Origin of the sequence: Kocuria rhizophila DC2201 (assembly GCF_000010285.1) — a bacterium.
Classification (GTDB): Bacteria; Actinomycetota; Actinomycetes; order Actinomycetales; family Micrococcaceae; genus Kocuria; species Kocuria rhizophila_A.
Genome location: NC_010617.1, coordinates 1,981,888 through 2,001,356 on the forward strand (window position 1 = coordinate 1,981,888; position 19,469 = coordinate 2,001,356).

17 protein-coding genes and 1 pseudogene are annotated in these 19,469 nt (G+C 72.7%); 10 read left to right on the forward strand and 8 right to left on the reverse strand.

The window, feature by feature from the left end; all coding sequences use genetic code 11:
* Nucleotides 1-4: 4 nt before the first annotated feature.
* Genes KRH_RS08585 through KRH_RS12695 form a run of 3 tightly spaced genes read right to left on the reverse strand, consistent with a single transcriptional unit; the run spans nt 5 to nt 2,471 of the window.
* Nucleotides 5-1,273: a L,D-transpeptidase gene (locus tag KRH_RS08585; protein WP_012398814.1), complete on the reverse strand. Its 1,269-nt coding sequence runs from the start codon at nt 1,271-1,273 to the stop codon at nt 5-7.
* 53 nt (nt 1,274-1,326) lie between these two features.
* Nucleotides 1,327-1,896 (reverse strand): DUF3499 family protein, encoded by a 570-nt coding sequence (locus KRH_RS08590; protein ID WP_012398815.1) that lies wholly within the window; start codon nt 1,894-1,896, stop codon nt 1,327-1,329.
* 5 nt (nt 1,897-1,901) lie between these two features.
* Nucleotides 1,902-2,471: a WhiB family transcriptional regulator gene (locus KRH_RS12695; RefSeq protein ID WP_050738062.1), complete on the reverse strand. Its 570-nt coding sequence runs from the start codon at nt 2,469-2,471 to the stop codon at nt 1,902-1,904.
* 230 nt (nt 2,472-2,701) lie between these two features.
* Here KRH_RS12695 and KRH_RS08600 point away from each other — a divergent pair, with 230 nt between their 5' ends.
* Nucleotides 2,702-3,409 (forward strand): TIGR03089 family protein, encoded by a 708-nt coding sequence (locus KRH_RS08600; protein ID WP_012398817.1) that lies wholly within the window; start codon nt 2,702-2,704, stop codon nt 3,407-3,409.
* A gap of 72 nt (nt 3,410-3,481) precedes the next feature.
* Here the strand turns inward: KRH_RS08600 and KRH_RS08605 are convergent, their stop codons facing one another.
* Nucleotides 3,482-4,102, reverse strand: coding sequence for a GtrA family protein (locus KRH_RS08605; protein ID WP_041297393.1), 621 nt, complete (start codon nt 4,100-4,102; stop codon nt 3,482-3,484).
* Between the two features lie 212 nt (nt 4,103-4,314).
* On the opposite strand from KRH_RS08605, the pseudogene KRH_RS08610 reads away from it, so the two are divergent.
* From KRH_RS08610 to KRH_RS08625, 5 genes and pseudogenes are all read left to right on the forward strand, one after another.
* Nucleotides 4,315-5,433, forward strand: a pseudogene (locus KRH_RS08610) (5-(carboxyamino)imidazole ribonucleotide synthase); the annotation flags it as partial.
* 102 nt (nt 5,434-5,535) lie between these two features.
* Nucleotides 5,536-6,039, forward strand: a complete 504-nt coding sequence (purE, locus tag KRH_RS12845) for a 5-(carboxyamino)imidazole ribonucleotide mutase (RefSeq protein WP_267865994.1) — start codon at nt 5,536-5,538, stop codon at nt 6,037-6,039.
* 349 nt (nt 6,040-6,388) lie between these two features.
* Complete coding sequence (locus tag KRH_RS08615) at nt 6,389-8,125, forward strand: LCP family protein (RefSeq protein WP_012398820.1); 1,737 nt, start codon at nt 6,389-6,391, stop codon at nt 8,123-8,125.
* A 93-nt stretch (nt 8,126-8,218) separates the two neighbouring features.
* On the forward strand, nt 8,219-9,211 hold the full coding sequence (locus tag KRH_RS08620) for a lipid II:glycine glycyltransferase FemX (protein ID WP_041297394.1): 993 nt from the start codon (nt 8,219-8,221) through the stop codon (nt 9,209-9,211).
* Nucleotides 9,208-9,963 (forward strand): SDR family NAD(P)-dependent oxidoreductase, encoded by a 756-nt coding sequence (locus KRH_RS08625; RefSeq protein ID WP_012398822.1) that lies wholly within the window; start codon nt 9,208-9,210, stop codon nt 9,961-9,963. Before KRH_RS08620 ends, KRH_RS08625 begins: the two co-directional genes overlap by 4 nt.
* Nucleotides 9,964-10,071: 108 nt before the next feature.
* On the opposite strand, the gene KRH_RS08630 is transcribed toward KRH_RS08625, so the two are convergent.
* A complete protein-coding gene (locus KRH_RS08630) occupies nt 10,072-11,778 on the reverse strand; it encodes a hypothetical protein (RefSeq protein WP_012398823.1) in 1,707 nt (568 codons plus the stop codon).
* 119 nt (nt 11,779-11,897) lie between these two features.
* Nucleotides 11,898-12,905 carry a class II fructose-bisphosphatase gene (gene glpX / locus KRH_RS08635; RefSeq protein ID WP_041297395.1) on the reverse strand — a complete coding sequence of 336 codons (1,008 nt, stop codon included), beginning with the start codon at nt 12,903-12,905 and terminating at the stop codon, nt 11,898-11,900.
* Nucleotides 12,906-13,035: 130 nt separating this feature from the next.
* Between glpX and KRH_RS08640 the strand changes: the two genes are divergently transcribed.
* From KRH_RS08640 to KRH_RS08655, 4 genes are all read left to right on the forward strand, one after another.
* Nucleotides 13,036-13,839, forward strand: coding sequence for a DUF4245 domain-containing protein (locus tag KRH_RS08640; protein WP_105590588.1), 804 nt, complete (start codon nt 13,036-13,038; stop codon nt 13,837-13,839).
* Between the two features lie 151 nt (nt 13,840-13,990).
* Entirely contained in the window at nt 13,991-14,635 is a 645-nt protein-coding gene (locus KRH_RS08645) for a carbonic anhydrase (protein ID WP_012398826.1), read from the forward strand.
* Between the two features lie 209 nt (nt 14,636-14,844).
* Complete coding sequence (locus KRH_RS08650; protein WP_012398827.1) at nt 14,845-16,251, forward strand: class II fumarate hydratase; 1,407 nt, start codon at nt 14,845-14,847, stop codon at nt 16,249-16,251.
* A 331-nt stretch (nt 16,252-16,582) separates the two neighbouring features.
* Nucleotides 16,583-18,325, forward strand: a complete 1,743-nt coding sequence (locus KRH_RS08655) for a pyruvate dehydrogenase (protein WP_012398828.1) — start codon at nt 16,583-16,585, stop codon at nt 18,323-18,325.
* A gap of 80 nt (nt 18,326-18,405) precedes the next feature.
* Here KRH_RS08655 and KRH_RS08660 read toward each other — a convergent pair whose 3' ends face one another.
* Complete coding sequence (locus KRH_RS08660) at nt 18,406-18,873, reverse strand: NUDIX hydrolase (RefSeq protein ID WP_012398829.1); 468 nt, start codon at nt 18,871-18,873, stop codon at nt 18,406-18,408.
* A gap of 29 nt (nt 18,874-18,902) precedes the next feature.
* Nucleotides 18,903-19,442, reverse strand: a complete 540-nt coding sequence (locus KRH_RS08665) for a prepilin peptidase (protein ID WP_012398830.1) — start codon at nt 19,440-19,442, stop codon at nt 18,903-18,905.
* Between the last annotated feature and the right edge of the window lie 27 nt (nt 19,443-19,469).

Genomic DNA, 19,469 nt, shown 5'->3' on the forward strand with positions numbered 1-19,469 from the left:
CGGATCACCAGTTCCCGTGCCAGTTCTCGTCCGCGTAGTGCTCGAACGGGATGTTCCAGTCCCCGTAGCCGTCGTCGGGATCGGCCTGCGGGTAGTCGGTGTTCACCACCTCCACCATGTCCCCGGGGCGGAAGGTGTCGAAGATGTACTTGGCGCCCTCCGGGGGCATGCCCACGCAGCCGTGGGACACGTTGGCCACCCCGAGCACGGGCCACGCCGAGGGCAGGGCCTGGTGGATGAACTCTCCGCTCCACGTCAGCCGCGACACGTTGGACGCGTCGAACGGCGGGTAGTAGTGGGGGTCCCCCGGCTTGAGGTGCAGGGAGGAGGCCTTGAAGGAGTAGGACGCCGCCTGCTCCAGGATCACCTTCTTGCCCGTGGTGGAGGGCCACTCCGGGTTGCCCAGCGTCACGGGCCAGCTGCCGGTCTGCTTGCCGTCCACGTAGGCCACGAGGGTCTTGGTGGTGTTGTCCACGTACGCCCGCTGCTCGGGACCGGTCTTGAAGGTCACGGTGGTGTTGCCGTTGCCGATCATCCCGTTGCCGAGGTCGGTGCCCAGGATGTCCGCGGAGATCTTCACGGAGGAGTTGGGGGTCCAGGGCTTGTCCGGGCGGAAGCGCAGCTTGCGGTCCGAGTACCAGCGGAACTCGCCCTTCTCGTGGGCGCCCTCCACATGGATGGCCTTCTCCACAGCCTCCTTGTTGGTCACGGGTTCGGAGAACGTGAGCTCGGGGATCTGCCACACGCCGTAGGTCTGGCCGTCCTTGACGTTGAGGCCCACGTCCGCCTCGTGGGCGGCGTCCACCGTGGTGAACCCGGAGCTGCCCGTGCTCTCCCGCTGCCCGTTGCGGGCGGTGTACGCCACCGTGTAGGTCTCGTTGAACGCGAGCGGGGCGGAGGAGCGCCATTCCGAGTGCGCGTCGTTCCACGCGCCCTCGGCCTTCTCCCCCGTGCTCGCGGCCGTGACGCTCACGTCGGTGAGCTCCCCCGCGCTCGTGCTCACCACCACGGGGTCCGCGGGATTCACGGCCGTGGCGTCGGCACTGGGGGCCACGGTCACGGCGGGGCTCGCCTGGGCGTCCGGGGCGTTCGACCCCGAGGGCGACGGCGCTGCGGCGTCGTCCCCGGCGGCGCAGCCGCCCAGCGCCAGCACGGCCGAGAGACCGATGGCACCCAGGGACACGGCGCGGACGGACCGGCGGCGAGGAGCGCGGGCGGACGTCGTGGCGGGTCCGGGTGCCGTGCGGTGGTCGGGGTGCGGAGACGTGGTCATGAGTACCTCACAGTGGGGGTGCCCGCCCCGGGGCCAGGGACCGGGCCCACCGGTCAGGGGCGCCGCCAGTGCGGCATGCGCAGGGCGTCGGGGAGGGGAACGGAGCGCGGCTGCGGATCCTGGTGCTGCGGGGCGTCCGCCGCGGAACGCGTGACCCCAGGATACCCGGGAACGCGGGCCGTGGGCTCCTGCCGGGATGCGGAGGCGCCGTCCCCGGCGGGGTCATCGGCGGCACGGGGCCCGCCCAGCTCGGGGTCGGACCCGCGGTAGGAGACGTCCCGGAGCACGCGCGCGCCGGGACGGGCCGCACCGAGGGCGGGGCCCCGCGCGGGTGCGCGCCGCACGGCGGGTGCCTCGTCCTGGCGCACGGCCTCCACGACGTCGTCGAGGTCGTCGCGGTCCCACCCGCCGGGGGCCTCGAGGCGCACGACGCGCCAGCCGCGCGGAGCGGTGAGGGCGTCGGCGTGCACCGGGCACAGGTCGTAGGCGTGCGGCTCACGCCGCGCGGAGAGGGCGCCGATCACCGCGGTGGAGTCGGAGTAGACGTAGGTCAGCGTGCACACGGCGTCCCGGTTGCACGTCTGCTTGGAGCACGAGCGCTTCGGCGCCACGGGTTCCCGCACGGGACTCAGCGTCCCCGGCGGCGCAGCCGGCGCCGCTCGCGCTCGGACAGCCCGCCCCAGATGCCGAACTTCTCGTCGTTGGACATCGCGTAGTCCAGGCACTGCCCGCTCACAGGGCACGCCTCGCACACGCGCTTGGCGTCACGGGTGGAGCCGCCCTTCTCGGGGAAGAACGCCTCGGGGTCGGTCTGGGCGCACAGGGCGTCGGTCTGCCACGCGAGCTCACCCTCGGCGTCGCCCTCGCTCACCGAGTACAGCCCGGCCACGGCCTGCCACACGGACGCGTCCACGCTCTGGACGTCGTGGACCTCCATGGCGCTGAGGTCCTGCGCGGCGGGGGCGGGGGGCTCGGGATCGGGAGATTTCTTGTTGTCCGAGCGCAGCAGCACGTCCCCGGCGACCTCGGGGTGGGCGGCGAGGAACGCGGAGGCGAGGTCGTCCAGGGTGGTGACCCCGGCGGCTCCGCGGGCCTGGTCCACGGGGTCCACGAACCAGTCGGCGGGGACCGGGCTCACGGCCGACTCGGGCTCCGAGTCCTCGCGCCCGTCGATCCGGCGGCGTGCGGCCTCTCCCATGTCAGTCCTTCCGTCCCACGCGTTCGCTGTCTCGGTGCCCTCAACCAGCCCGGTTGACCCGGCCGGGATCGCGGACATCACGATCGGGCTCCCTCCGTGGGCCGGGTGGACCACCTAATTACACGTGTGTAAGTCCCGGCGAGTCAAGCCGAGTACCCTGGGGTTGCCCGGCTGCTCGGCGCGCCGTCCGCCCGGCAGCGTCACTGTCACTTACCCTAAGGAGTTTCTGCGTGGGACGCACACCGAGAGACCTGGACGAGGCACTGCGACAGCTTGCCGAGCGCCCCACCCCCGCGCTGGTCTGGCGCAGCGGCCCCGAGCGCGTGGAGCTCTCGGGGCGGGTGCTGGTCAACTGGGTCGAGAAGTCCGCGGGCCTGCTCGCCGACGAGCTGGACGTGGCCGCCGGGGACCTCGTGAGCATCTCCCCCGTGCCCCACTGGCGCCTCGTGGTCCTCGCGCTGGCCGCGCTGCGCGTGGGCGCCGCGGTGCGCTTCACGCACCACCCCGAACCGGACGCGGTGCTCCACGCGCACCTGGAGACCCGCCCGGACGACGACGCCGCCGCGCAGCTGCTGCTCGTCGTCGCCGAACCCGCGCTGGCGTTCTCGTGCGCCCGCCCCGTCCCGGACGGTTCCGTGGACTTCGCGGACGAGGTGCGGGCCATGCCCGACGTCTACTCGGGCTTCGAGACCCCCGATCCTGCCGCTGCGGCCCTGGACTCCGGCACCACGCACGGTGCGCTCGTCGGTGCCGCGCTGGCCGCCGCCCCGGAAGTCGCGGGCACCACGGTGCTGATCCCGCTGCACGACGGCTGGGGCGATGCCGAGCTGCTGCGCATGCTGGGCACCGTGGTCTCGGGCGAGGCGGTGCTGATCACCGCGGGCCCGGAGGACGCCTCGGCGGACGTGCTGGCGCAGGAACGGGCCACCACCGCCTGAGCCCGCGCCTCGCGCGCGGTGGCGGACCGGCGGGCCCCGCGACGGTGAGGACGCGCGATCGGAAGGTGGCGCTCAGGAGGCGCGGCGGACGTCGTCGTCCGTGGGATCCGTGTCCGGGGCGGGGCCGGAACCGCCCGGACGCCCGTGCTGGGAGCCGTGGTGGGCGGAGTCCGGATGGACCACCGGCATCTGGCCCGTGATGAACGCGAACTCCTCGTCCGGGCTGTCCGCGAACTCGGGGTCCGCGTCCAGCTTGGTGCTGAACACCCAGAAGCGGTAGGCGAAGTAGCGGAACACCGTGCCCAGGATGGTGCCGATGATCGTGCCGGAGACGAAGGACGCCGTGGCGGAGGTCAGGCCCAGGACGTAGTAGCTGACCCCGAGGCAGCCGAGCTCGATGGCCATGCCGATCCCGTTGGCCACGAGGAACTGCACGAGCTCCTTCTTCTTGTCGTCCTGGCGCTTGTCCCGGAACGTCCACATCCTGTTGGCCACCCACGAGAAGATGATGGCCACCACCGTGGCCACGACCTTGGCCTTGATGTGGCTGTCCGCGAAGTAGGGGGTGTGCATGAGCAGCCACACCAGGCTCGCGTTGATCACGAACGCCGCCGCACCCACCAGACCGAACTTGGTGAGCTCTTTGACGAACAGTTCCCACAGCGCGTGCGCGCGGTCAGCCAGGTTGCTCAAGGATTCGTTCTCACTCTGCTCGTCGGGGACGGTGCATCCGGGCGGGCCCGGCACGGTGTCGCGGCTCGCGGGACGCCCCGGTGGACACCGGGCGATGGTGTGCATCGTACTCCGACATGACTGGGCATCGGCTGGGACGATAGCCTGATGCGGTGAATCCTTCCCTTACCGGTCCTGTCGTCGGCGTCGTGGGAGGCGGGCAGCTCGCCCGCATGATGGCCCCCGCCGCCACCGCTCTCGGCGTGGAGCTGCGCGTGCTGGCGGAGGGCCCGGACACCAGTGCCGCGGCCGCCGTGGCCACCGCACCCACGGGCGATTACACCGACCTCGAGGCCCTGCGGCACTTCGCCGCGGACGTGGACGTGCTCACCTTCGACCACGAGCACGTGCCCACCGAGCACCTCGAGGCGCTCGAGGCCCAGGGGGTCGCGGTGCGCCCGGGCCCCGCGGCCCTGCAGCACGCCCAGGACAAGCTGGTGATGCGCCGGGCGGTGCAGCGGCTAGGTCTGCCCAATCCCCACTGGGCCGAGGTGCACTCCCCCGAGGAGCTCGTGACCTTCGGCGAGCGCGTGGGCTGGCCCGTGGTGCTCAAGACCCCCCGGGGCGGCTACGACGGCAAGGGCGTGCTGCGCGTCGTGACGCCGCAGGACGCCTCCCGCGGCACGGCCGCCGAGTGGTTTGCGCGCAGCGCGGCCGCGGGTGGTCAGGGTCTGCTCGCGGAGGAAGCTGTGGCCTTCAGTCGCGAGTTGTCCGCCATGGTGGCCCGCCGCCCCTCCGGGGAGACCGTGGCGTGGCCCGTGGTGGAGTCCATCCAGGTGGACGGCGTGTGCGACGAGGTGATCGCCCCCGCCCCCGGTCTCGACCCCGGTGTGGCTGCCGCGGCCCGGGACGCCGCCGTGCAGCTGGCCGAGGAGCTCGGGGTCACCGGGGTGATGGCCATGGAGCTGTTCGAGACCCCGGACACGGACACGGGCTTCGCGGTCAACGAGCTCGCCATGCGACCCCACAACTCCGGGCACTGGAGCATGGACGGTTCCGTGACAGGGCAGTTCGAGCAGCACCTGCGCGCGGTGCTCGACTGGCCGCTGGGCGCCACGGACCCGGTGGCGGGCGCGGCCGTGATGAAGAACGTGCTGGGCGGGGCCAACGAGGACCTCTTCGCGGCGTACCCCGAGGCCATGGCCGCCGAGCCGCGCGCCAAGATCCACACGTACGGCAAGGCCGTGCGCCCCGGCCGCAAGGTCGGCCACGTCAACGCCGTGGGGGGCTCCCACGAGGTCGAGGCCCTGCGGCGGATTGCCGCCCGGGCGGCGTCGACCCTGCGCGAGGGCGGGTCCGTGCCGCGCTGCCCCGACCTGAACCCGCGACCGGTGGACGCGCCGTGGGGTGCGGTCCCGGACGCCCAGAACGAGGCGCCCCTGGTGGGCCTCGTCATGGGCTCCGACTCGGACTGGGCCACGATGTCCGCCGCCGCGGAGGCCCTCGAGGAGCTCGGCATCCCCTACGAGGCGGACGTGGTCTCCGCGCACCGCATGCCCACCGAGATGCTCGAGTACGGGCGCACCGCCCACGAGCGGGGGCTGCGCGTGGTGATCGCCGGGGCCGGGGGTGCCGCGCACCTGCCCGGGATGCTCGCGTCCGTGACCCCGCTGCCCGTGATTGGCGTGCCGGTGGCCCTGAAGACCCTGGACGGCATGGACTCCCTGCTCTCCATCGTGCAGATGCCCGCTGGCGTGCCCGTGGCCACGGTGTCAGTCAACGGCGCGCGCAACGCGGGCCTGCTGGCCGCGCGCGTGCTCGGCTCCGCCCCGGACGTCGGCGGCGAGCAGCTGCGGGAGCGGCTGCAGGACTTCGCGGCGGAGCTCGCCGAGACCGCGCACCGCAAGGGCGACTCGCTGCGGGACACCGTGGCCCGCGGGGCCTCGTCCGGACGGTGACGCCGCGGTATCGGTCCGCGCGCACGGACCGGGGCGCCCGGCTGTCCAGGCGCTGAGTCCGCCCGCGCCGGGCGCCGACGAACCCCACGTGCTGCCCGCACGGACGGAGGACCTGGATCCGCGCGCGCGGAGCGCCGTTCCACGTGCTGATCGCGGGGCGCCGTTGCGCGAGAGTCCGGCCGCGCCCCCTGCCCCGACTCCCCTGCCCCGGGCGTGTCGGCGGGGATCCAGGTGAACAGGGCACAATGGGCGCGTCGGAGTCCGCCCCCGCAGCACCGGACCCCGATCCGGCGGGCCGCTCCCACGGCCCCGCCGGCGCACCGACTTCCCCTCCCGCTCGGAGTTTCACGTGAACGGATCGACCGACCGCCCCGACGGCGCTGACGCGCACCCCACGGCCACCCGGGCCTACGAGGAGGTGCCCGCGGGCGCCCCGTCCCGGGACACCCCGCCACCGGACCCGCAGCCCGGGGACGACTCCCCGCACCCGGCGGGAGCCACCGCGGCGCGCGACCCCGAGGACGGACCGCGACGGACCCGCTCGCGCGTGGGCGACCCCCTCTCGAGCCCCCGCTTCGCGGCACCCGCGACCCGCACCAGGCGGGCGTGGTGGCTGCTGGGCGCCACGCTGCTGGTCCCCGGCTCGGCGCAGCTCGTCGCGGGCCGGCGGGGCCTCGGGCGGATCGCGGTGCGCGTGACCGCCGTGGTGTGGGCCCTGCTCGTGGCCGCGCTGCTGCTGTTCTTCGTGTGGCGCACCGCCCTGGTGTGGCTGCTCACCAACTCCGTGACCAGCGCGCTGCTCATGTACGGGCTCGTGGCGCTGGCCATCGGGTGGGTGCTGCTGTGGTTCGACACCCTGCGGCTCATCCGCCCCGGGATGCTCAGCACACCGGTCCGCAGGGCCGTGGTGATCGTGACCGTGCTGGCCATGCTCGTCACGGGCGGCGGGCTGGGCTACGCGGCGCACGTGGTGTCCGTGGCCCGCCACGCGGTGTCCGGGATATTCGGCGGCGGCATGCCGTTCGCGCCGTCCGAGGGCCGGTACAACATCCTGCTCATGGGCGGGGACGCCGGCGCGGACCGCGAGGGTCGGCGCCCGGACTCCATGACCGTGCTCAGCATCGACGCCTCCTCCGGGCAGACCGTGACGGTCTCCATCCCCCGCAACCTGCAGAACGTCCCCTTTCCCTCGGACTCCCCCATGCACGGGGTGTACCCGGAGGGGTTCAACTGTGGGGACGAGTGCATCATGAACGCCATCTACACGGACGTGATGCAGAACCACAAGGACCTCTACGGGGGTGTGGAGGATCCCGGCGCGCAGGCCACCAAGGAGGCCGCGGAGGGCGTCACGGGGCTGAAGATCCAGGCGTATGCGCTCATCGACATGGACGGCTTCGAGGCCTTCGTGGACGCCATGGGCGGCATCGACCTCACGGTGGGCGGGCGCGTGCCCATCGGCGGCGGCACCAACCTGGACACCGGGGAGAAGAACCCGATCCTGGGCTGGATCGAACCGGGCACCCAGCACATGGACGGCTACCACGCCCTCTGGTACGCCCGTTCCCGCGAGGGCGCCACGGACTACGACCGCCAGGCGCGCCAGCGCTGCGTGCAGGCCGCGATGCTCGCGCAGCTGGACCCGATCACCGTGGTCACCAAGTTCGACGACCTCGCAAGCTCCGGCCAGCAGATCCTCGAGACGGACATCCCGCAGTCCTCGATCGGGGCGATGGTCACGGTGGCCACGAAGGCCCAGCGCCACGAGCTGCAGTCCTACGCGGCGGGCCCGCCGTACTACGACCAGTCCTTCCCCACCTACCCCGACTACGCGCAGTTCCAGTCGGACCTCGCGGGTGTGCTGGAGAAGGCCAACGGCGACGACGCCCAGGCCGGTGCGCGCGGCGGCACCGCGTCGTCGTCGTCCCCCGCACCTCCCGACGCCGCCGGGGCGCCCGCCGCGCGCGGGGTCTCCGTGATCGGCGGCGGGCCGGGCGTCGGCACCGCGGCCGTGGTGCCCGCGGGCCTGAAGGTCCCCGCACAGGAGGAGCTGTCCCCGAACGGAACGTGCTCCGTTCCCCAGTGACGCGCCCCCGGGGTGGTGTCCACCGGCACGCGCCCGGCCGCGCGTGACCCGGATCCCAGCGGGACGGGACGGGCTCATCGGTACAGTGGGGGCGTGGCGAATATCCTGCAGTCCCCCGAGTGGGCACAGTTCCAAGAGAGCATCGGACACCGGGTCGTCCAGGCGGAGGGCCCGGGGTGGCGCTACCTGGCGACCGTGGAGGGCGGGCGCACCGGGCGGTACCTGTACTGCCCGTACGGTCCGGAGGCCGAGACCCCCCAGGCCTTCGACCTCGCGCTGGCGGACCTCGTGGCGCAGGCGAAGGCCCACCGCTGCTGGTTCGTGCGCGTGGAGCCCGTCAACGGCCACACGGTGGACGGGCTCGAGACCCCGGAGGCGTCCCTCGTGCGCCGCGGCATGAAGCGGGCGCCGCGGCAGGTCCAGCCCGGTCACACCCAGCTCATCGACCTGCGCAGGGACCCCAAGGACCTGCTCAAGGACATGAAGTCCACCAACCGCAACCTCTACCGCAACATCCACAAGAAGGGTGTGCGGATCGAGCGCTCTGAGGACCCCGCGGACGTCCGGCACCTGCTGCGCTTCCTGGACGAGACCGCAGCACGGCGCAACTTCAACCGCCAGCAGGACGACTACCTGCGGGCCGCCGCGGAGTCCCTCATGCCCGCGGGCGCGGCGAGCCTGTACCTCGCCACGCTGGACGGCGAGCCCATTGCCGCGTCCCTGGTCTACGACTCCGAGGACACCCGCACGTACGCGCACGCCGCCATGGACCAGGAGCACCGCAGGCTCTCGGCCGGGATCCCCCTGGTGGTGACCATGATCATGGACGCCCGGGAGAAGGGGCTCACGTGGTTCGACCTCTTCGGCACCGCCCCCGAGGGCGCGGGACCGGAGCACGAGTGGTACGGCTTCACGTCCTTCAAGAAGTCCTTCGGCGGCGAACCCGTGGCCTATCCCGGCACGTGGGACCTGCCCGTCTCCCGCGCGGGCTACGCGGCCTACAGCGGTGTCCGCGCGGCCCGCGAGGCCGTGGGCACGGCACGGGGCAAACTGCGGGAGCTGCGCGAGCGGAGGGCCGCGGCGTGACGCGCACGGCACTGGTCACGGGGGCCACCGGGGGCATCGGCCGGGCGTTCACCCGGGCCCTGCACCACCGCGGGTGGTCGCTCGTGCTCACGGGCCGCAGCCCCGAGAAGCTCACGGCACTGTCCGAGGAGCTCACGGGCGGCGCCGCCCGCACCGTGGCCGCGGACCTCGGCACGCAGGACGGCATCGATGCCCTCGTGGCCGTGCTGGAGAGCACTCCCGTGGACCTGCTGGTGAACAACGCCGGGTTCGGGACCCACGGTGAGTTCGCGGCGGCGGACCTGGACCGGGAGCTCGAGGAGCTCACCGTGAACGTCCGCGCGCTCATGACCCTGACCCACGCCGCGCTGCGCTCGATGACTGCGACCCGCAGCGGCGCGATCGTGAACATCGCGTCCGTGGCGGGCTTCCAGCCGCTGCCGTCGATGGCCACCTACAGCGCGTCCAAGGCGTTCGTGGACCGGTTCTCGCTCGCCGTGGGTGTGGAGGCACGTCCGCACGGCGTTCGGGTGCTCAGCGTGAATCCCGGGCCGGTGGACACGGACTTCTTCGCGGTCGCGGACGCCTCCGCGATCGACCTGGGCCGCTCGGCGGACCCGGCGGACCTCGTTGCCGCCACGCTCGACGCTGTGGACCGCGGCCGTTCCCGGATCGTGTTCCCGCGGGCCTACCACGTGCTGGACCGCGTGGCGGGGCTGCTTCCCCCGTCCCTCACCGCGCGCGTGGCCAACCTGGTGTCCGGGCGCTCCTGATCCGCCCCGGGCGCGCCGACCACCGGAGGGCGCGCTCCCGGCTGATGGAGCCCGTCTGATGGACCTCGACTGATGCCGTACCGACTGGGCGGGCCGCGGGTGGCTCGGCTACCAGCGGGCGGCGTCCCGCACCGCGGCGCGGCCCTCGGCCACCGCCCGGCGCAGCAGCGCCACGGACGGGTGCTCGCCGCGCGCACGGGCCGCATCGTCAGGTGCGCCGTCCCGGTGCCGGGGCTCCGACGCGGAGTCCGGAGGAGACGCCTGGCCGGTCGTACCGTCCGACTTCGCAGCCTGGGCCCCTCGACGGCCCCGAGCCTGCCTGCGGAACGGCGTCCGACGACGCCGCTCGCGCGCCTCGTCCCGCCCCTCGCCCGGACGCCCGCTCGACTCTGTGGTGTCGTCGTGCCGCACGAGGTCCGGATCCGCGTCGACCGCCGAGGCAATGGGCGTGACCGTGGCCAGGGACTCGTGCTCGCGGTTCTCGGGACCCTGCTCCCCCGGTGCAGCGGCCGGACGACCGTCCTCGCCCCCAGCCGCTGCGCGGGACCCGGCCGAGCGGCCGTCCCCGGCAGGACCGGGGTCGGTGGCGCGATCGACGGACGCCTCGGTGAGGGCGGTCCCGCGGGCGTGGCCCGAACCCGTGCCGACGGGCTCGGCGGCCTGCGTTCCCGTGGGCTGCACCGGGTGCTCGTGGGCGGCCACGTCGGCAGCCGCCGCGGCCGGGACGCCACCGGCGACGGGCGGGACCGCCGGGCCCTGAGGCGTCGTCGTACGACGGCGGCGGGAGCGCCGGGACGCACGGGAGACCGGCAGCAGCTCCTCCGGGGCCGCGCTCCTGGCCCGGCGGCCCAGGAAGCGGTGGCGCGCTTTCTCCGCGCGCCCGGCCACCTGGAACTCGCCCACCAGGGGGTACTCCCACGTGCCGAGCACCTCGTGGTCCTCGGTGGCCAGCTCGCGCAGCACCATGGGCTGCCCGGGCTGGTCGGGGTCCCCGGCGAGCACCTTGTGGACCTGGCGCTGCTGCAGCTGCACGAGCCCCGTGAGCAGCAGGGCGTCGTCCACGCCCAGCTGGCGGGCGCGGTCCGTGAAGCCGGAGCGGTAGATCATGGCGGACTCGCCCGTGTGCACGAACCAGAGGTAGCCCAGGGCGGTCTCGGCACCCTCGTCGGGGGTCTCCGTGGCCACCAGGAACACCGAGTTCTCCCCCACGGCGCGCAGCAGCTCGCGGATGTGCTGGGTGCGCAGGCCCACGTGGCTGAGATCCCGGTCCGAGGCGTTGACCCGCCGCACGCGGACCCCGGAGTCGCGCAGCCCGGCGCGGCAGCGCTGCAGAGTCTCGGAGGACAGCCTCTTGGACAGCTCGCCCTCGGTCTCCCCGAGGCGCACGAGCAGGTGGCGCGGGCCGGCCTCGCCCCGGCGCGGCCTGTCACGGCGCCGGTAGCCCGCGGCCTCGAGCTGCGCGGCGAGCTCCACGGTGGCGTGGGTGTCCGGGCTCACCCGCAGCACGGCGGCCCCGTGGGCGTCCCGGGCGTGGTCCTGCAGGGCGGCCAGCACCGCCACGAGCTCGCGGGGGTTCTTCACGTGCAGGGACTTGGCGTCCACCACCGTGTGGCGGTCCTCGGCGTGGACCAGCAGCTGGCCGTAGCCCACGGTCTGCTCGTCACGGTCCACCGCGACGCGCTCCACACCGACCCGCTCCCCGGTGAGCGCCTCGGCCTCACCGATGCCCCACAGCAGCTCGGGGTGCCCGCCCGTGACGCGCACCCGCGCGTCCCAGGTCTTGCGGTTGCCGCACGGGGACACGGTCAGCGCCACGGTGTTTCCTCTCCTCGGGCCCGATGCATCGGGGCCAGCATAGCGGCCGCACACGGACGCGCGTGCCCACCCGGGACGGGGTGGACACGCGCGCTCGTGTGCGGCGGGGCGGGCGGTGCTCAGCCGTTGAGCCGCTCGTACTTCTCCCACTTGCGGGCCAGGTGCTCGGCCTCGACCATGCGCACCGTGCCGGAGTGCGAGCGCATCACGATGGACTGGGTGGTGATGGTGCGGCCGCGGTAGCGCACGCCGCGCAGCAGGTCCCCGTCCGTGATGCCGGTGGCGGCGAAGAAGCAGTTGTCGGAGGTGACCAGCTCGTCCGTGGTGAGGATGCGGTCCACGTCCAGCCCGGCCTCGGCGGCCTTCTCCCGCTCGGCCTCGTCCGTGGGGGCCAGCCGGCCCTGGATCACGCCGCCGGTGGCCTTCACGGCGCACGCGGTCACGATGCCCTCCGGGGTGCCGCCGATACCCATCATGATGTCCACGCCGGTGCCCTCGCGGCACGCGGCGATCGCCCCGGCCACGTCCCCGTCCAGGATCATGCGGGTGCGCGCACCGGTGGCGCGGATCTCCTCCACGAGGCCCTGGTGGCGCGGGCGGTCCAGCACGCACACGGTCACCTGGTTGGGCTTCACGCCCTTGGCCTTGGCCACCAGGTGGATGTTCTGCTTCACGGGCAGGCGCAGGTCCACCATGTCCGCGGCCTCGGGGCCCACCACGAGCTTGTCCATGTAGAACACGGCGGAGGGGTCGAACATGGACCCGCCGTCCGCCACGGCGATCACCGCGAGCGCGTTGTTCATGCCCAGCGCGGTCAGCCGGGTGCCGTCGATGGGGTCCACGGCCACGTCCGAGGCCGGTCCGGCACCGCTGCCCACCTGTTCACCGTTGAACAGCATGGGGGCTTCGTCCTTCTCGCCCTCGCCGATCACCACGGTGCCGTTGAAGTCCACGGTGGAGAGGAACGAGCGCATGGCGTCCACCGCCGCGCCGTCCGCCCGGTTCTTGTCCCCGGCGCCCACCCAGTGCCCGCCCGCGATCGCGGCGGCCTCCGTGACGCGCACCAGTTCCAGTGCCAAGTTCCGGTCCGCCACATTTCCCGAACCCTGTTGGGTCGTCTCTGCCACGTTGTTCCTCACCTTCGAGTTTCGGCCGTGCCCCGGTCCGCCCGCTGCGGGGACCCGGGGGCACCACCACGGGTGTCCCCAGCATATCCCCGGCCCGCCCTGTTGGGCCGGTCCGCGCGGGCACGGCACAATGGAGCGTGTGAGTTCCTCTGCTTCCCGCCCCGGCCCGGGCCCCGACGACCCCCGTTCCGCGCACGCGGGCTCCCCCGACGACGACGCCGCACCCCGGCTCGATCCCGGGCGTCCCCTGGGCGACGGCGCGGGCGCGGCGCCCGAGGGCCCAGCGTCGGAGGCCCCGGCACCCGAGGGCCCCGCAGCCGAGGAGCCGGCACCCGAGGGCCCCGCATCGGTGGACCCCGGCGAGCAGGAGCAGCCCGTCCCGCGGCTGACGAGCAAGCAGGCCGCGCGGCTCAACGCCCCCATCCGGGGCATGGTGATCTCCATGGTGGTGCTGCTCCTGCTGCTGCTGCCGTTCCTGTGGCTGCAGCCCAAACCGGACGCCCAGCCCTACCGCGCGGATGTGGACGTGAGCCAGGAGGCCAAGTTCGCCGGGGACCAGGCCTCCTTCACGCCCGCGGACCCGCAGCTCGGGGACGGCTGGAGCGCCAACTACGCCAAGTGGACCGCCACGTCCCAGGACGGTGTGCCCCTGTGGAACGTGGGCTACCTCTCCCCCGACTACCACCTGGTGGACATGGTCCAGACCGCGGAGTCCAACCCCACGTGGCTCGCGCAGCGCACCGAGCTCATCCCGCAGACCGGACAGAAGACCGTGGACGGTGTCACGTGGCACCAGCACCACCGGGACGCGGACGGCAAGCAGGAGGAGTTCACCGCGTGGGTCGCGGACCTCAAGGACTCCACCGTGGTACTCACCGGCAAGGCCCCCGAGGCCGACTTCGAGCACGTAGCGGCCGCCCTGGCCCACTCCTGAACCGTTCTCCCGCGGTCCGGGTGCACGGGTGCTCCGCGGAATCCAGTGCCGCGCCGCCCGCGGTGACCCGGGTGCGGGTCTACCCTGGAACCGGCGCGCGCCGCAGCGGCGTGGCACCACCCCACCCGCCGAGCACCCTTGGAGTTCCAGCGTGAGCACTCACACCACCACCGCAGACCAGAGCCCCCGCACCCCGGTGGAGGCGTGGCACGCCCTGCAGGCCGGCAACGCCCGCTTCATCTCCGGGGACAAGCTGCACCCCCACCAGGACGCCCAGCGCCGCGAGAGCCTCGCGCAGTCCCAGAAGCCGTTCGCCGTGATCTTCGGCTGCTCGGACTCCCGGCTGGCCGCCGAGATCATCTTCGACCTGGGCCTCGGGGACGCCTTCGTGATCCGCACCGCCGGGCAGGTCATCGACAACGCCGTGCTGGGCTCCCTCGAGTTCGCGGTGGACGTGCTCGGCACGCCCCTGATCATGGTGCTCGGTCACGACTCGTGCGGTGCCGTGACGGCCACCCGCAACGCCGTGGAGTCCGGCGAGCTGCCCACCGGCTTCCAGCGCGACCTCGTGGAGCGCATCACCCCGTCCGTCCTGCAGGCCCGGCGCGCCGGGGACGCGGACCTGCAGGACATGGTGGTGGAGCACACCAAGCAGACCGCGGCGCGGATGCTGGACCAGTCCACTGTGATCTCCGGGGCCGTGGCCCGCGGGGACGCCGCCGTGATCGGCGTGTTCTACCACCTCGCGGACGGCAAGGCCGAGCTCGTCTACAGCGAGGACCCCCGGATCAGCTAGCCCCTCCGGGGTGGCGGGGCGCACCGCGTCCGGCGGCACCCGGAACGCAGGCGCGCCGGACGGCGGCGCACGGGAGCCAAGCACGCCTGACGGCGGCACGCGGGCGGGCGACGGCGCGGTGGCACCCGGGCGGCGTCGTCGTCCGTCATGCGGCCGTTCGGGCACCGGTGCGGCGGGCGCGCGGCGGCGCGGGTGCCTAAACTGGGGCCATGGCTGAAAACACCGAGTACCGCATCGAACACGACACCATGGGCGAGGTGCGCGTCCCCAAGAACGCGCTCTACCGTGCGCAGACGCAGCGCGCCGTGGAGAACTTCCCCATCTCCGGCACCACCCTGGAGCGCGAGCACATCAAGGCGCTCGCCCAGGTGAAGAAGGCCGCCGCCACCGCCAACGAGGAGCTGGGTGTGCTGGACACGCAGCGCGCACAGGCCATCCGGGACGCCGCGGACGCCGTGGCCTCCGGCGAGTACGACGCCGACTTCCCGATCGACGTGTTCCAGACCGGTTCGGGCACCTCCTCGAACATGAACACCAACGAGGTGCTCGCCACGCTCGCGTCCCGGGCCCTGGAGTCCGCCGGCGTTGAGGTCCACCCGAACGACCACGTCAACGCCTCGCAGTCCTCCAACGACGTGTTCCCCACGTCCGTGCACGTGGCCGTGACCAACGCGCTGATCAACGACCTCAAGCCGGCCATGGACGTGCTCGCCACCTCCCTGGAGAAGAAGGCCGCGGAGTTCAAGGACGTCGTGAAGTCCGGGCGCACCCACCTCATGGACGCAACCCCCGTGACCCTGGGCCAGGAGTTCGGCGGCTGGGCGGCACAGGTGCGCTACGGCATCGAGCGCATCGACGCCTCCCTGCCGCGCGTGGCCGAGGTCCCCCTGGGCGGCACCGCCGTGGGCACCGGCATCAACACCCCGAACGGCTTCTCCGCCCGCGTGATCGAGCTGCTCTCCGAGGAGACCGGTCTGCCCCTCACGGAGGCCCGCAACCACTTCGAGGCGCAGGCCAACCGCGACGGTCTGGTGGAGGCCTCCGGGCAGCTGCGCAACATCGCGTACTCGTACATGAAGATCATGAACGACATCCGCTGGATGGGTTCCGGGCCGAACACCGGTCTGGGTGAGCTGCACATCCCCGACCTGCAGCCGGGCTCCTCGATCATGCCGGGCAAGGTCAACCCCGTGATCTGCGAGGCGACCATCCAGGTGGCCGCCCAGGTGATCGGCAACGACACCACGGTGGCGCTGTCCTCCACGAACGGCGCGTTCGAGCTCAACGTGGGCATCCCCGTGATGGCCGCGAACCTGCTCGAGTCCATCCGCCTGCTCGCCAACTCCTCCCGCGTGGCCGCGGAGAAGATGGTGGACGGGCTGCAGGCCAACGAGGAGCGCTGCCGCTTCCTGGCCGAGGCCTCCCCCTCGATCGTGACCCCGCTGAACAAGGCCATCGGCTACGAGGCCGCCGCGAAGATCGCCAAGCACGCCGTGGCCAACAAGGTCACCGTGCGCGAGGCGACCATCGAGCTCGGCTACGTGGACGGCGAGAAGCTCACCGAGGAGCAGCTCGACAAGGCGCTGGACGTCACCACCATGACGGGCAACCACTGAGCGACCGACTGACCGTCGCCCGCGCGTGACAGGACCCGGCCTCCCCTCGAGGGTGGCCGGGTCCTTCCGTTCCCGGCCCGGGGACCGCGCGCCGGTCCCGGTTCGCACCGCGCGGACCACGCCACGGGGGCCGGGTCCGCGCACCCGGCCCCCGCCCGTCCGGCGCGGGACCTGGGTGCTGCGGGGCCCTCGTGGGACGTCCCACGCGCGCCTGTTCCGTTGCCCACAGATCTTTTCGGCCGCAAGGACCCGGGGCTACCCTGGATGGCAGAGACATTCGCGATGCCCGCCCGGGTGCTCCCGCGGCGGGCCGTTCCCCCGAGGAGACAGTGTGAAACTTGCAGAGCAGATCGTCCAGCAGCTCGTGGAAGCAGGTGTGGAGCGCATCTACGGCGTGGTGGGCGACAGCCTGAACCCCATCGTGGACGCCGTGCGCCGCACCGGCGGCTCCGCCAAGGGTGGGATCGACTGGGTGCACGTGCGCCACGAGGAGGCCGGTGCGTTCGCAGCGAGCGCCGAGGCTCAGCTGACCGGCAAGCTCGCCGTGTGCGCGGGCTCGTGCGGGCCGGGCAACCTGCACCTGATCAACGGGCTCTACGACGCCAACCGCTCCGGTGCGCCCGTGCTGGCGATCGCCTCCCACATCCCCTCGCAGTACATCGGCTCCGAGTACTTCCAGGAGACCCACCCGGACCGAATCTTCACCGAGTGCTCCGTGTACTCGGAGCTGGTGAGCACCCCACAGCAGTGCCCCGCCGTGGTGAGCTCCGCGATCCAGTTCGCCGTGACCAGCCCGGGCGTCTCCGTGGTCACGCTGCCGGGCGATCTCGCGGACTCGGACGCCGCCGTGGAAGCCCGGCCGTTCGCCGTGCCGGCACCGAGCGCCGTCGTCCCCTCCGACGAGACGGTCGAGCGCATGGCGCAGGCTCTGAACTCGGCCAAGAAGGTCGCGATCTTCGCGGGCATCGGCGTAGCAGGAGCCCACGACGAGGTGATCGCCCTCGCGGACACCCTCAAGGCCCCCGTGGGCCACTCGCTGCGCGGCAAGGACCAGATCCAGTACGACAACCCGTTCGACGTGGGCATGACCGGGCTGCTGGGCTACGGCGCCGCGGCGGAGGGGCTGCACGACGCGGACGTGATGGTCATGCTCGGCACGGACTTCCCGTACGACCAGTTCCTCCCGGACGTCACCACCATCCAGGTGGACACCGATCCCACCGTGATCGGGCGCCGGACCGGCGTGGACATCCCCGTGCACGGTGACGTGAAGTCCACGATCCTCAAGCTGCTGCCCGAGCTCACGGTCAAGTCCAACCGCTCGTTCCTCGACAAGACCCTGGCCAAGCACGACAAGCTCATGAACAAGGCCGTGGGTGCGTACACCCGCAAGGTCGAGAAGATCACGCCCATCCACCCCGAGTACGCCGCGTCCATCCTGGACCAGGTGGCCGCCGAGGACGCCGTGTTCACCGCGGACACCGGCATGTGCAACGTGTGGAGCGCCCGCTACATCAACCCGCTCGGCACTCGTCGCATCCTGGGCTCCTACCTGCACGGGTCCATGGCCAACGCCCTGCCGCAGGCGATCGGCGCGCAGCTGGCCGAACCGGGCCGCCAGGTCATCTCGATGTCGGGCGACGGCGGGCTCTCCATGCTGATGGGCGAGCTGTTGACGCTGGCGACCTACAACCTGCCCGTGACCGTGGTGGTGTTCAACAACTCCACGCTGGGCATGGTCAAGCTGGAGATGCTCGTGGACGGGCTACCGGATTTCGGTGTGGACGTGCCCCAGGCGAACTACGCGCAGATCGCCACCGCCATGGGCATGCAGGGCATCCGGGTGGAGAAGCCCAAGGACCTCGAGTCCGCGTTCACCACCGCGCTCGCCCACCAGGGCCCGTCCGTGGTGGAGGTCATCACCGACCCCAACGCCCTGTCCATCCCCCCGGAGATCAAGAAGGACCAGGTCTTCGGCTTCGCCACCGCGATGTCCCGCATCGTGCTCAACCGCGGCGCCGGCGAGGCCGTCTCCATGGCCCGCTCCAACCTGCGCAACATCCCGCGCGGCTGATCGCCGGGCCCGGTCCGGACCATGCACTGACGACGCCGCGGGGCCGCCCCCGCGGCGTCGTCGCGTGTCCGGGCGCGGGCTCAGCTCTCGAAGCCGGTGCGCCCCGTGAAATCCAGCGCGGCCCGCAGCCGCTGCGCCTGGTGCTCGGGCATCTCGGGCAGCGCGTCCACCGGGTACCAGCCCACCTCGAGGGACTCATCGTCCGCGACCCGTGCCTCCCCGCCCACGTAGCTGCACAGGAAGGTGTGGTCCAGGAACTGGCAGCGGTCCCCGTTGGGGAACTGCACCACGTCTCCGGCCTTGACCCGCACCAGGGCGTCCACGGTGATCTCCACACTGGTCTCCTCGAGGCACTCCCGGCGGGCGGCCACACCGGGGTCCTCCCCCGGTTCCACGATGCCCGTGACGAGCCCCCAGCTGCCGTTGTCCGCACGCCGCCCGAGCAGCACGCGGCCCTCGTGCAGCACCACGGCGGTACAGCCCGGCAGCCACAGCAGCTCGTGGCCGATCCTGGTGCGAAGGCTCTGGATGAACTGCGGTGTTGCCATGGTGCGGTCTCCTGGGGCGGGGCGGGTGGTCAGGCGAATGCCACGACACCCAAGCTTCCCACGATCATGAAGGGCCCCAGGGGGATCCGGCTCCTTGCGTCCGCGGCGCGAGCCAGCAGCAGCACCGCGCAGAACAGGCCGGCCAGCACGAACGTGGCGGCCAGGGCCAGCACCGTGTGCGTCACGGAGGAGAACCCTGTGAGAATCCCGAGCACACCGGCGAGGCGCACGTCCCCGAGTCCCATGCCCGCCGGGTGCAGCAGCCGCAGCACGAGGAACAGCCCGCCCATGATCACCAGCCCCCACAGCATCCACCACAGCCGGTCGGAGTCGTGGGCGAGCAGCGCGGCAGCACCGAGCAGCAGCGCGGTCACCGGGTAGAGCGGGCGGACCACGGTTCCGGGCAGGCGGTGCTCCCGGATGTCGGTGGCGGCGAGCCACACTCCGGAGCACGCGAGCACCAGAACGGCCAGCGCGCACATCACCGCCGCGAGCTGCGCGCTGAATGCCGCCTGCTGCAGGTGATCCCCCACGAACCCCCCGATGCCCGCCGCGTTGGGCTGCATCATGTGCTCATCGTAGGCACCGCCCGCCCG

Bases quoted from the DNA above. Each gene is read 5' to 3' on its own strand.
- KRH_RS08650 (WP_012398827.1), top strand. From the start codon at position 14,845: ATGGCTGAAAACACCGAGTACCGCATCGAACACGACACCATGGGCGAG.
- purE (WP_267865994.1), top strand. From the start codon at position 5,536: ATGGGCTCCGACTCGGACTGGGCCACGATGTCCGCCGCCGCGGAGGCC.
- KRH_RS08585 (WP_012398814.1), bottom strand. From the start codon at position 1,273: ATGACCACGTCTCCGCACCCCGACCACCGCACGGCACCCGGACCCGCC.
- KRH_RS08665 (WP_012398830.1), bottom strand. From the start codon at position 19,442: ATGATGCAGCCCAACGCGGCGGGCATCGGGGGGTTCGTGGGGGATCAC.
- KRH_RS12695 (WP_050738062.1), bottom strand. From the start codon at position 2,471: ATGGGAGAGGCCGCACGCCGCCGGATCGACGGGCGCGAGGACTCGGAG.
- KRH_RS08660 (WP_012398829.1), bottom strand. From the start codon at position 18,873: ATGGCAACACCGCAGTTCATCCAGAGCCTTCGCACCAGGATCGGCCAC.
- KRH_RS08640 (WP_105590588.1), top strand. From the start codon at position 13,036: ATGGAGCGTGTGAGTTCCTCTGCTTCCCGCCCCGGCCCGGGCCCCGAC.